At 73.5% G+C, this 11,690-nt stretch carries 10 protein-coding genes; 7 read left to right on the top strand and 3 right to left on the bottom strand.

Annotated features, from left to right (window positions below):
* On the top strand, positions 1-579 hold a 579-nt coding region (locus tag ETD96_RS31180), incomplete at its 5' end, for an AIM24 family protein (protein ID WP_138640069.1).
* A 52-nt stretch (positions 580-631) separates the two neighbouring features.
* Here ETD96_RS31180 and ETD96_RS31175 read toward each other — a convergent pair.
* Positions 632-1,435, bottom strand: coding sequence for a VOC family protein (locus tag ETD96_RS31175; RefSeq protein ID WP_138640068.1), 804 nt, complete (start codon positions 1,433-1,435; stop codon positions 632-634).
* Positions 1,436-1,704: 269 nt separating this feature from the next.
* On the opposite strand from ETD96_RS31175, the gene ETD96_RS31170 reads away from it, so the two are divergent.
* The 3 genes from ETD96_RS31170 to ETD96_RS31160 all read left to right on the top strand — a co-directional run bounded on the left by ETD96_RS31170 (position 1,705) and on the right by ETD96_RS31160 (position 4,616).
* Positions 1,705-3,303 carry an ABC-F family ATP-binding cassette domain-containing protein gene (locus tag ETD96_RS31170; RefSeq protein WP_138640067.1) on the top strand — a complete coding sequence of 533 codons (1,599 nt, stop codon included), beginning with the start codon at positions 1,705-1,707 and terminating at the stop codon, positions 3,301-3,303.
* A gap of 116 nt (positions 3,304-3,419) precedes the next feature.
* The gene (locus ETD96_RS31165; RefSeq protein ID WP_021596738.1) at positions 3,420-3,632 is read left to right on the top strand and encodes a helix-turn-helix domain-containing protein; all 213 of its coding nucleotides are present in this window, start codon (positions 3,420-3,422) and stop codon (positions 3,630-3,632) included.
* 174 nt (positions 3,633-3,806) lie between these two features.
* Entirely contained in the window at positions 3,807-4,616 is an 810-nt protein-coding gene (locus ETD96_RS31160; RefSeq protein WP_138640066.1) for an enoyl-CoA hydratase/isomerase family protein, read from the top strand.
* A gap of 45 nt (positions 4,617-4,661) precedes the next feature.
* Here the strand turns inward: ETD96_RS31160 and ETD96_RS31155 are convergent, their stop codons facing one another.
* The gene (locus tag ETD96_RS31155) at positions 4,662-6,578 is read right to left on the bottom strand and encodes a Xaa-Pro dipeptidyl-peptidase (RefSeq protein ID WP_138640065.1); all 1,917 of its coding nucleotides are present in this window, start codon (positions 6,576-6,578) and stop codon (positions 4,662-4,664) included.
* A gap of 216 nt (positions 6,579-6,794) precedes the next feature.
* Here ETD96_RS31155 and ETD96_RS31150 point away from each other — a divergent pair, with 216 nt between their 5' ends.
* A complete protein-coding gene (locus ETD96_RS31150; protein WP_138640070.1) occupies positions 6,795-8,720 on the top strand; it encodes an ABC transporter ATP-binding protein in 1,926 nt (641 codons plus the stop codon).
* Positions 8,721-8,744: 24 nt separating this feature from the next.
* Here ETD96_RS31150 and ETD96_RS31145 read toward each other — a convergent pair whose 3' ends face one another.
* Positions 8,745-9,701, bottom strand: coding sequence for a sulfotransferase family protein (locus ETD96_RS31145; RefSeq protein ID WP_138640064.1), 957 nt, complete (start codon positions 9,699-9,701; stop codon positions 8,745-8,747).
* A gap of 123 nt (positions 9,702-9,824) precedes the next feature.
* Between ETD96_RS31145 and ETD96_RS31140 the strand changes: the two genes are divergently transcribed.
* Both ETD96_RS31140 and ETD96_RS31135 read left to right on the top strand, forming a co-directional pair.
* Complete coding sequence (locus ETD96_RS31140) at positions 9,825-10,592, top strand: SIR2 family NAD-dependent protein deacylase (RefSeq protein WP_138640063.1); 768 nt, start codon at positions 9,825-9,827, stop codon at positions 10,590-10,592.
* A gap of 165 nt (positions 10,593-10,757) precedes the next feature.
* Positions 10,758-11,690, top strand: a 933-nt coding sequence (locus tag ETD96_RS31135; RefSeq protein WP_138640062.1) for a S66 peptidase family protein, incomplete at its 3' end; no start/stop codon positions are given.

Genomic DNA, 11,690 nt, shown 5'->3' with positions numbered 1-11,690 from the left:
TCAGTGGGGTATCAGAGCAAGCAGTACGCGCAGGACTGGATCGTCGCGCAGGGGCAGGGCAAGCTCGTCCTCGCCGACCGCGGGTTCGACGTCAACTCCTTCGACCTGGAGGACGGGAACCTCACCGTCCGCGCCGGGAACCTCCTGGCGTTCGAGCCGGGCCTGGAGCTCAAGCAGTCGATCATCCCCGGGTTCCTGACGCTGATCGGGACGGGACGGTTCGTCGCGGCCTCCAACGGGCCCGTCCACTTCGTCGAGCCGCCGATCAGGGTCGACCCGCAGGCGCTGCTCGGCTGGGCCGACTGCCCGTCCCCCTGCCACCATTACGACCACTCGTACATGCGCGGGGCGTTCGGCGCCGCGCGGATGGCGTTCGGGATCGGCGGGCAGTCCGGCGAGGAGCACCAGTTCGACTTCACCGGGCAGGGCACCGTGCTGATGCAGTCCTCCGAGGTCGTGATGAACGAGGACGTCCTGCTGCGCGACCTCGAAGGGCAGATCGGGCTGGTCGGCACGACCGGGCTGCAGCGGCTCCAACGCACCATCACCCAGCGCCTGTCCGCCGAGCGCGGCGGCTGACCGGGCCGGAGCGGGCCGGGACCTGGACGGCGTCCAGGCCCCGGCCTTCCTCTCACGACTCCGGGGCGGGCGCGGGCTTCATCACGCGGAACGGCACGCCGAACGGGTCGCGGACGGTCGCGATCCGCCCGTACGGGGTGTCGGCCGGCTCCTCGTCGACCGTGCCGCCGCCGTCCCGGACCTGCCGGACCGCCGCGTCGGCGTCGTCGACCGCGAAGTAGGTGAGCCACGACGCGACCTCCTCCGAGCCGCCGCCGAGGACGAGGCCCTCCCCGCCGAGCACGCCGCCAATGAACCGCCCGTCCGGGCGGGCGACGGTGGTGTAGTCCAGGCCCTCGGCGCCCTGCATCGGCTCGACCTGGTAGCCGAACAGCGCCTTGTAGAACTCGCGGGCGGGCCCGGCGTCGCCGGGGACGAACAGGTCGTTCCAGACGAACGACCCGTGCTCGTTCACGATCCTGGAGCCCGTGTGGGTGCGGCCCTGCCACAGTCCGAACTGGCCGCCACGCGGGTCCCTGATGATGGCCATGCGGCCCATGTCCATGACGTCCATGGCCGGGACGACGACCTCCCCGCCCGCGTCCGTGGCGCGCTTCACCGAGCCGTCGCAGTCGTCGGTGGCGAAGTAGACGCTCCACCAGTACACGTCGGGCTCTTCCTCGGGGTTCAGCATCATCCCCGCGACGGGCTCGCCGCGCAGCATGCACGTGTGGTAGTGCCCCGCCTCGGGGCCCGCGTCCTCGAAGTCCCAGCCGAACAGCGCCCCGTAGAACGCCTTGGCCCGGTCGAGGTCGGGGACGCCGATGTCGAGCCAGGTCGGCGTGCCCTCGGGTGAATTGCCGGTGACCTTGGTCATACGTCTCACACTCCTTCGTGGCGGGACCCCGGGTCCCCCTGTGCTCTCCGCCGCACGCCCGTGTCCTCATCCTGGCCCCGCGCGCGGCGTTCACACATCGCACGCACCCGATCGGCATGACCAGTGCCGGCCTCGGGTCACGTACACTTGACGGATGGTTCCGCTCCCGAACTGACAGTGCGCCCGGCGCGCCCACGGTCGATGGACCGCGCGGCGCGCCGTTTCGTGCGCCTGTCCACCGAGCCGTCCGTCAGGGGAGCCCTGTCACTGTGATCATCGCGAAAGACATCGAGCTGCGCGCCGGATCCCGGCTGCTGATCGAGGCCGCCTCGTTCCGGGTCAACCCCGGCGACCGGGTGGGCTTCGTCGGCCGCAACGGCGCCGGCAAGACCACCCTCACCAAGGTGCTGGCGGGGGAGGCGCTGCCCGCGCAGGGCGCCGTGACGTCCTCCGGCACGATCGGCTACCTGCCGCAGGACCCGCGCGGCGTCGACCTCGGCGAGCTGGCCCGCGACCGGATCCTGTCCGCCCGCGGGCTGGACGAGGTGATCCGCAAGCTGCGCGCCGCCGAGGACGTCATGGCGACCGCGACGGGCGCCGACCGGGACAGGGCCGTCCGCCGGTACGGGCGCCTCGAGGAGCGGCTGCACGTGCTCGGCGGGTACGCGGCGGAGGCGGAGGCGGCGTCGATCGCCTCCAGCCTCGGCCTGCCCGACCGGGTGCTGACCCAGCCGCTCGGGACGCTGTCGGGCGGGCAGCGGCGCCGCGTCGAGCTGGCCCGCATCCTGTTCTCCGGCGCCGACACCCTGCTGCTGGACGAGCCGACCAACCACCTGGACGCCGACTCCATCGTCTGGCTCCGCGACTTCCTCAAGGGCCACCAGGGCGGCCTGGTGGTGATCAGCCACGACGTGGAGCTGCTGGGCGCCGTGGTCAACCGGGTGTTCCACCTGGACGCCAACCGCAGCGTGATCGACATCTACAACGTCGGCTGGAAGAAGTACCTCGACCAGCGGGAGACCGACGAGCGGCGCCGCAAGCGCGAGTCGGCCAACGCGCACCGGCAGGCGTCGGCGCTGCTGTCGCAGGCCGACAAGATGCGCGCCAAGGCCACCAAGGCGAAGGCGGCCCAGCAGATGGACCGGCGCGCCCGGCAGCTGCTGGCGGGCGTGGAGGGCGAGCGGCAGGCCGACAAGGTCGCCAAGATCCGCTTCCCGGAGCCCGCGCCGTGTGGCAAGACCCCCCTCACCGCGGAGGGTTTGTCGAAATCGTACGGATCTTTGGAGATTTTCACCGACGTGGACCTGGCCGTCGACCGGGGCAGCCGCGTCGTCGTCCTCGGCCTGAACGGCGCCGGCAAGACCACGCTGCTGCGCCTGCTGGCGGGCGTGGACAAGCCCGACACCGGCTCGGTGGTGCCCGGCCACGGGCTGCGGATCGGCTACTACGCGCAGGAGCACGAGACCCTCGACGTCGAGCGGTCCGTCCTGGAGAACATGCAGTCGGCCGCGCCCGGGATGGCGCCGGTGGAGGTCCGCAAGATCCTCGGCTCGTTCCTGTTCTCCGGCGACGACGTCGACAAGCCCGCGGGGGTCCTGTCCGGCGGCGAGAAGACCCGGCTGGCGCTGGCGATGCTGGTGGTGTCGAGCGCGAACGTGCTGCTGCTGGACGAGCCCACCAACAACCTCGACCCGGCGAGCCGCGAGGAGATCCTCGGCGCCCTGCGGACGTTCGCCGGGGCCATCGTCCTGGTGACCCACGACGAGGGGGCGGTCGACGCGCTCGCGCCGGAAAGAGTGATTTTGCTGCCGGATGGTGTGGAAGACATCTGGAGTGACGAGTTTGCCGATCTGGTGGCGCTCGCGTGACCTGCGCGGTGACTTCCGCAGATCTTTTCTGGCCGAGTGGGTAGCCGAACAGCCGGGAATGACTGATCATGGCGGGGGATAACGCAGCGGTCACCACATCACTACGGGAGGTACTCGTGGCCGAGACCCTTAAGAAGGGCACCCGCGTGACCGGTGCCGAGCGCGACAAGCTGGCGGCGGACCTGAAGAAGAGGTACGACTCCGGTGAGAGCATCCGCGCCCTGGCAGCCGCCACCGGCCGCTCCTACGGTTTCATCCACCGGATTCTGACCGAGTCCGGCGTCAACCTGCGCGGTCGCGGCGGCGCGACCCGGGGCAAGAAGTCCTGACCGGACACCGGCCCCCGGATGAGCGCACCGCCTGATCCGGCGCCGCGGCCGACCGAGTAGGGTTCGGTCGCGGCGGCGGAACGGGCGAGCGGGTCCCGCCCCGTGGACGGCGGGGCGGGCCCGCCATTGCCCCCGCCTGATCGGGCGGGGGCACGCTCATCGAAAGGAAGACCAGTGGGGGACGCGACAGCGGCCGGGCGGCCGGAAACGGCCACGGCGGTCCCGGCCGGGACCGACCTGGCCAAGGCGGGGCTCCGGTTCGAGGTGGACGGCGCCGTCGCGACCGTCACCCTGAACCGGCCCGAGCGGCGCAACGCCATGACGTTCGACACATGGCGGGGGCTCGCCGCGATCGGCCGCTCGCTGCCCGCGGACGTGCGCGTCGTCGTGCTGCGGGGCGAGGGCGCCTGCTTCTCCGCCGGGATCGACCTCGGCATGTTCTCCGGTGACGGCGAGGGCTTCAGCGACGGCTCGGACGCCGCGGCGACCGACCGCTTCATCGCCGAGCTGCAGGAGGGCTACACCTGGCTGCGGCGCCCGGAGATCGTCACGGTCGCGGCCGTGCACGGCCACGCCATCGGCGGCGGGTTCCAGCTCGCGCTGGCCTGCGACATCCGCGTCGCCGCCGACGACGCCAAGTTCTGCATGAAGGAGCCCGCGCTCGGGCTCGTCCCCGACCTGACCGGCACCAAGCCGCTGGTGGAGATCGTCGGCATCGGGCGGGCGCTGGAGCTGTGCCTGACGGCGCGGACCGTGCTCGCCGACGAGGCGGCCCGGCTCGGCCTCGCCGAGATCGTCGTCCCGCGCGACGGCCTGGACGGCGCCGTCCGCGACCTGACCGAGGCGCTGCTCGCGGTGAACCCCGGCGCGGCGGTGGCGACGAAGCGGCTGCTGTGGGAGGCCGCCGAGAACACGCTCGAGCAGCAGTGCGCCGCCGAGCGCCGCGAGCAGATCGGCCGGCTGCGGGAGATGTTCGGCAAGTGACCGCCGCGGGGCGGGCCGGGGGACGCCCGGCCCGCCCCGGCGCGGCTACTTCAGCGCCTCGCGGCCGCCGCGCGCCAGCGGCAGCAGCACGCGGCTGACGCCGGGCCGCACGGAGACCTCGGTCCCGGCCGGGTAGCGCAGCGTGTAGTCGTAGTCGGTGGACAGCAGGATCACGCCGAGCCGGTGGCCGGCCTTCACGGTGTAGTCGGTGGGTTCGAGGTCCCACCGGAACGTGTAGGGCTTCCCGGCCTCGACGGGCTCGCTGCGGCTGAAACCGTGCCGGTTCCGGGCGTCCAGCCACCCCCGCGTGATGATCTTGTAGGGGGCGGTCTGGGTCGCGAGCTGCTGCCGGTAGGTGCAGCCGGGGTCGCCCGGCACGCTCTCACCGAAGCACACCTGCTCGGCGGTGGTGACGCGGGAGCCCGTCGGGCGGGTGTCGGTGCCGTAGTCGACCAGCAGCGCCGTCAGGTACGGCGACCGGCCGTCCAGGGAGGCCCGCAGCGACACCGAGGGAATGCCGTCGACCCGGACGGCGCTCGGCAGCGGCCCGGTCAGGTAGGCGAGCCGGTTCGGGTCGGCCAGGTCCTCATCGGCGAGGAGCTGCTCGGCGGTGCGGGTCCGGCCGGCGTCCGTGAACGACTGGGGCGCCCCTGGCCGGGGCCGCAGGCCGAGGGTGCCCGGCTGCCCGGACGGCCCGGCGTTCAGGCTGACCGGGACGGTGCGGGTGCCGGGGATGGGCCAGTCCTTGGCCGTCTCCCACGTACCGTCCGCCTGCTCGACGTCGACGCGCGGCTCGTTCTCGATCCCGTTGCGGATCCCGTACAGGTAGCGGTCGAACCAGTGGTGGGTCTGCCGCAGCCACTCCTCGACCCGCCAGCGGAACGGCGTCGAGTGGTTGCCCTGGTGCAGCCACAGCTTCCGCGGGACGCCCGCCTCCTTGAGCGCGTTCCACCACTGCACGGAGTTCTTGACCTTGACGTTCCAGTCGTTGAGCCCGTGCACGACCATGACGGCGGCGCGCACCTTCCGCGCCTGGCCCACGTAGTCGCGCGCCGCCCAGACCTTGGAGTAGTCGCCGGTCTCGCGGTCCTGCGTCGCCTCGATCTCCTCGATGACCTTCGCGCAGACCTCGGGGTTCTCGCGGGTCAGCACGGCCTCGGCCAGGACGTCGAGGTCCTCGCCCTGGTAGCCGCCGGGCGCGACGACGCCGCCGCCCGCGCGGTAGTAGTCGTACCAGCTGGAGATCCCGGCGATCGGGACGATGGCCTTCAGGCCCTCGACGCCGGTGGCGGCGGCCATGTTCGGCAGCGTCCCGTTGTAGGACTGGCCGATCATGCCGACGTTGCCGGTGGACCAGGTCGCCTTCACCGGGGTGCCGTCCGGGGCCCAGCCGCGGGCGCGGCCGTTCAGCCAGTCCACGGCGGCCTTGGCGCCCGCCTGCTCGCTGCGGTCGCCGGACGTCGGGCAGCCGGTCGAGCCGCCCGTCCCGATGCTGTCGAGGTTCGCGACGGCGTACCCGCGCGGCAGGAAGTAGTTGTCGTAGTAGCCGGGGAAGACGTCGGCGAGGTCGCGCTGGGTGGTCGTCAGCGAGCGGGCCCGCGCGTCGCCGATGTCGACCGGGTGGTTGGGGACGTTGTTGATCCCGGCCCAGTAGGGGCTGGCCTCCAGGATCGTCGGGACCTTCAGGCCGGCGGTGGCGGTCTCCTTCGGGCGCATGATCCGCATCTGCACCCGGTCGCGCACACCGTCGCGGTCGCTGTCGGCCGTGGTCTCGATGGTGACGGTCTGGGTGACGGCGTCCGCGCGGGAGAACACCGGCTGCGTCTCGCCGCCCGCCACCGTCAGGCGCGGGGCGGCGCCGTCCCTCGCGGGGACGTCCGCCGCCGCCGGGAGGGCGGTCGCGGCGGCCAGCGCGGCGGCGAGGGTGAGCGCGCCGGCGCCGCCGTGGAGGCGTCGTTTCATCTGTGGGCTCCCGGGGGGTGTGAGCCTGGGGGTGATGATCACAGTTACACCGGCGGGACGCGTTGTCCAGAGCCGTTACGCCGTGAGCGGAGCCGGGAAGCGCGGCGGGCGGGGCGGCGTTGTCCCCGCCGGATACTGAGATGCTTACTTGATTACGTCGATGCCGCTGGCATCGATGGCACGGACGCGCCGGAGGCAGATGTGGGAATGCCGGGAATGCCGGGCAACGGCTGGCAGGTGATGGCCTCGTTCCGCAAGGACAGCTCCGTCACCCGGCAGAAGCTCAAGCCCGGCACCGTCGGGCGGATCGCGGGGTACGCCCGGCCCTATGTGCGCGAGCTGGTGATCTTCCTCGCGCTGAACTCGCTGGCCGCGGTGATCGTCGTCGCGAACCCGCTGCTGCTGAAGTCGATCATCGACAGCGGCATCGTGCCGGGCCGCCAGGACATCGTGGTGTGGCTCGCCGTCGCCGTCGCGGGCCTCGCGCTGGTGGAGGCGGTGCTCGGCCTCGCCCAGCGCTGGTACTCCGCGCGCATCGGCGAGGGGCTCATCTACGACCTGCGCAGCCAGGTGTTCGCGCACGTCCAGCGGCAGCCGGTCGCGTTCTTCATGCGCGCGCAGACGGGCTCGCTCGTCAGCCGCCTCAACAACGACGTGATCGGCGCGCAGCGGGCCCTCACCACCACGCTGTCGTCGGTGGTGTCCAACGTGATCAGCCTGATCCTGGTGCTGGCGACGATGCTGTTCCTGTCGTGGCAGGTCACGCTGATCGCGCTGCTGCTGCTCCCGATCTTCGTCCTGCCGGCCAAGTGGGTCGGCAAGCGGCTGCAGCGCGTCAGCCGCGAGCAGATGGTGCTGGACGCCGAGATGGGCTCGCTGATGACCGAGCGCTTCAACGTGGCCGGCGCCATGCTCGCCAAGCTGTACGGGCGGCCCGCCGAGGAGGAGGAGAACTTCTCCGGCCGCGCCGCCCGCGTCCGCGACATCGGCGTCGTCGCCGCCATGTACGGGCGGGTCTTCTTCACCGCGCTGACGCTCGTCGCGGCGCTCGCCACCGCCATGGTCTACGGCGTCGGCGGCTACCTCGTCGTGGGCGACACCCTCCAGCTCGGCACGCTCGTCGCGCTCGCGACGCTGCTGACCCGCATGTACGGGCCGCTGACCGCGCTGTCCAACGTCCACGTGGACGTCATGACCGCGCTCGTCAGCTTCGACCGGGTCTTCGAGGTCCTGGACCTCAAGCCGCTGATCCGCGACCGCGAGGACGCCCGCGCGCTCGCCGAGAGCCGCTCGCCCGCCGCGAGCCTCACCAAGGCGCCGTCGATCGAGTTCGACCACGTCCGGTTCGCCTACCCGGCGGCGGACGAGGTGTCGCTGGCGTCCCTGGAGTCGATCGCCCGCACCGACACCTCGCCCAGCCGCGAGGTGCTGCACGACGTCGACTTCCGGGCCGAGCCCGGGCAGCTCGTCGCGCTCGTCGGGCCGTCCGGCGCGGGCAAGTCGACGATCACCCACCTGGTGTCGCGGCTGTACGACGTGTCCGGCGGCGCGGTCCGGATCGGCGGCGCCGACGTCCGCGACGTGACCCTGGAGTCGCTGCGCGCCGAGATCGGCGTGGTCAGCCAGGACGCGCACCTGTTCCACGACACGATCCGGGAGAACATGCGCTACGCCCGCCCGGACGCGACCGACGAGGAGATCCTCGCCGCGCTGGAGGCCGCGCACGTCGGCGGCCTCGTCGCCGAGATGGCCGACGGCCTGGACACCGTCGTCGGCGACCGCGGCTACCGGCTGTCGGGCGGCGAGAAGCAGCGCCTCGCGATCGCCCGGCTGCTGCTCAAGGCGCCGTCGGTGGTGGTGCTGGACGAGGCGACCGCGCACCTGGACTCCGAGTCCGAGGCGGCCGTGCAGCGGGCGCTGCGCACCGCGCTCGCGGGCCGCACCTCGCTGGTGATCGCGCACCGGCTGTCCACGATCCGGGAGGCCGACCAGATCCTGGTGATCGACGGCGGCCGGGTCGCCGAGCGCGGCCGGCACGAGGAGCTGCTGCTGGAGGGCGGCCTGTACGCCGAGCTGTACCGCACGCAGTTCGCCCACCAGCGGGACGTGGAGCTGCAGACCGAGCCGCTGGGCGCCGACTAGCCGCGCGCAGGCGCGGCGGCGTGGTCAGCTCTGCGGCCCGGTGCGGTAGCCGAGCCTGCGCAGCTCGGTCCCCGCGACCTTCTCGACCTGGGCGGCCTGCCGGGGGGTGAGGCGGTCGCGCCACGACCCGACGCCGCCGTCGGCCGCCTCGCCCGCCCGCACCAGGCCCGACAGCGCGGACCTCGGGACGCGCGCGTCGAGGTACTCCGACAGGCCCGCGGCGATGGCGCGCGGCTTGGCCAGCAGGTCCTCGTAGCGGACGGTGAGCAGCTGCTCCTCGGGGACCTGCTGGCGGAGCCTGGCGCTGAGCCGCACCGAGCCGCGCCAGCGCAGCGCGCACTTGACCGCGGTGGCCGCGCGCGGCCACCGGTTGCGGTCGGTGTGGTCCTCGACGCCGAAGAACGGGTTGGGGAACACCGTGTCGAGGTTGGCCAGGCCCGGCTTGAACCAGGCGAGGCAGCGCTCGTCTTCGAGCATGTCGGCGACCGCGTCCCGGCCGTCCCGGATCACCTGGACGAGCTGGGCGTCGGGGAAGGCGTCCAGCAGCACGTCGGCGCTGTAGATCAGGTCGGGGGAGGCGTCGGCGAACCGCTCCAGGCCCTGCGCGTCCGCGCACGCCTCCGCGGGCGCCGGGGCCGGGGCGCCCGGCGGGGCCGGGGGCCGCGGCGGCAGCCCGGCCAGCTCGCGGCACTCGTCCGGGCACTGCGCGCAGGCCCGCGCCGAGACCAGCCACGCCTCGGCGTAGGCGTCCCGCAGCACCCGCGCGGCGCCCTTCTCCCGGTCGGAGGCGATCGAGGGCTGCCGTGCGAACGCGTAGGTGACGCGCAGCACGCCGGGCCTGCCGGTGGTCAGATGGAAGCCGGGGGTCCGCTTGACCGCGCGCGCCAGCAGCTCCGCACCCGAGTGCGGAGCCCCCAGGATGAACACCGGGCGGCGGACCTTGGTGCCGTTGACCACCAGGATGTGCGGCGTCGACCTCATACCAGGGCAAGTTTGTCACCTTTTGCGGACTGGCCGGTCCGTGACCCAGCGTAAGGGCCGGCCCGATACCCATCCGTTAACCGGAGCGGACCATGACCCCCGCGCGGGACCTACCATGTCGGGGTGGACGTTCCCCTGACGCTCGCCGAGCTTCTGCCCAACGTCGGCGCGATCACCGTGCTGACCGGCGCCGGGGTCTCCACCGACAGCGGCATCCCCGACTTCCGCGGCCCGCGCGGCGTCTGGACCCGGGATCCGGCGGCGGAGGCGATGTCCACGATCGGCTCCTACCTCGCCGACCCCGAGGTGCGGCGGCGCGCCTGGCGGTCCCGCCGCGACGACCCCGTCTGGACGGCCGAGCCGAACGCCGCGCACGCGGCCCTCGCCGAGCTGGAGCGGGCCGGGCGGCTGCGCGCCCTGATCACCCAGAACATCGACGGCCTGCACCAGCGGGCCGGGTCGTCCGCCGCCGCGGTCATCGAGATCCACGGGACGGTGCGCGAGGCGGTCTGCCTGTCGTGCGGGCTGCGCACCCCCATGCCCGAGGTCCTCGCCCGCGTCGACGCCGGCGAGGACGACCCGCCCTGCGCGGCGTGCGGCGGCCTGCAGAAGTCCGCGACGGTCTCCTTCGGCCAGTCCCTGGACCCGGACGTGCTGGACGCCGCGATCGCCGCCGCCCGCGACTGCGAGCTGTTCCTGGCCGCCGGCACCTCGCTGACCGTGCAGCCCGCCGCCGGGCTGTGCCTGGAGGCGGTCGACGCCGGCGCCCGCCTGGTGATCATCAATGCCGAGCCGACCCCGTACGATGGGCTGGCCGACGCGGTCCTGCGGCGGCCGATCGGCGAGACGCTGCCGCGCCTCGCCGGCCTCGCGCTCGGCACGGGGCGATGATCTGTTGGCGATGATCTGTTGGCGGGTCGTGACCGGGCGCCTCTTCCACTGGCGTCCGGATCCTGACAAGCTCTATCCGTCGCGGTGCGAGGAGGGATCGGGTTGAAGAGCGGGGGCGCCCGCGCGGAGACGGCAGACGGGCCGCCGGCCGCGCCGGGTGCCGGCATGCCCGGAGACCGCGGCCGGGCGCGACGGGCCCGCCGGTACGGGCGGTTGCGCCCCGGCGACCGGGTCGCGGTGATCGCGCCCAGCGGCCCCGCCGAGCCCGCCCGGCTGGAGGCCGGCTGCGCGCTGCTGCGCGACCTCGGCCTTGACGCCGTGGTCGGCAAGCACGCCCTCGACCGTGTCAACCTCGGCGCCCCCGGCCCGGTCCGCGAGGGCTGGCACCGGCTCGCCGGCGGCGACGCCGACCGGGCCGCCGACCTGCAGTCCGCCTGGTGCGACCCGCGCGTCCGCGCGGTGGTCTGCGCCCGCGGCGGCTACGGCGCCACCCGCGTCCTCGACCACCTCGACTGGGACGCCCTGGCCGCCGCAACGGCAGCGTCCGGCGCGCCCAAGATCCTGCACGGCTCCAGCGACATCACCGCACTGCACGCGGCCTTTGGAACGCGCCTAGGGGTCACGACGTCCTTCGGCCCCATGCCCGCCGGCCTCCTCGCCGACGACGAACCCGACACCGACACCCTCGACGCCCTCCGCGCCGCCCTGTTCGGCGGCCCGGTCACGCTGCCGGGCACGCACGCCCTCAGCCCGGGGCGCGCCGAGGGCCCGCTCACCGGCGGCACCCTGTCGCTCCTCGCCGCCCTCGCCGGCACCCCGTACGCCCCGCCGCCTGCGGCGGGCCGCATCGTCTTCCTGGAGGACGTCACCGAGGCGCCCTACCGGATCGACCGGATGCTCGTGCAGCTCCTGCAGTCCGGCTGGTTCGACGGCGCGGCCGGGGTGGCGCTCGGCACCTGGCGCGACTGCGGCGACCCCGCCGAGCTCGACGCGGTGTTCGCCGCCCGGCTCGGCCCGCTCGGCGTCCCGGTGCTGGCCGGGCTGCCCGCCGGGCACGGCCCGCGCCAGCTGACCCTCGAACTCGGCGCCCCCGCCGTC

The sequence above is a fragment of the Actinomadura geliboluensis genome (genome assembly GCF_005889745.1).
In the GTDB taxonomy this organism is placed as follows: Bacteria; Actinomycetota; Actinomycetes; order Streptosporangiales; family Streptosporangiaceae; genus Spirillospora; species Spirillospora geliboluensis.
This window is presented reverse-complemented; position numbering and strand designations above follow the sequence as displayed.

Excerpts from the sequence above, each read along its gene's own strand:
- ETD96_RS31175 (WP_138640068.1), bottom strand. The coding sequence starts at position 1,435 with ATGACCAAGGTCACCGGCAATTCACCCGAGGGCACGCCGACCTGGCTC.
- ETD96_RS31155 (WP_138640065.1), bottom strand. The coding sequence starts at position 6,578 with ATGAAACGACGCCTCCACGGCGGCGCCGGCGCGCTCACCCTCGCCGCC.
- ETD96_RS31150 (WP_138640070.1), top strand. The coding sequence starts at position 6,795 with ATGCCGGGCAACGGCTGGCAGGTGATGGCCTCGTTCCGCAAGGACAGC.
- ETD96_RS31145 (WP_138640064.1), bottom strand. The coding sequence starts at position 9,701 with ATGAGGTCGACGCCGCACATCCTGGTGGTCAACGGCACCAAGGTCCGC.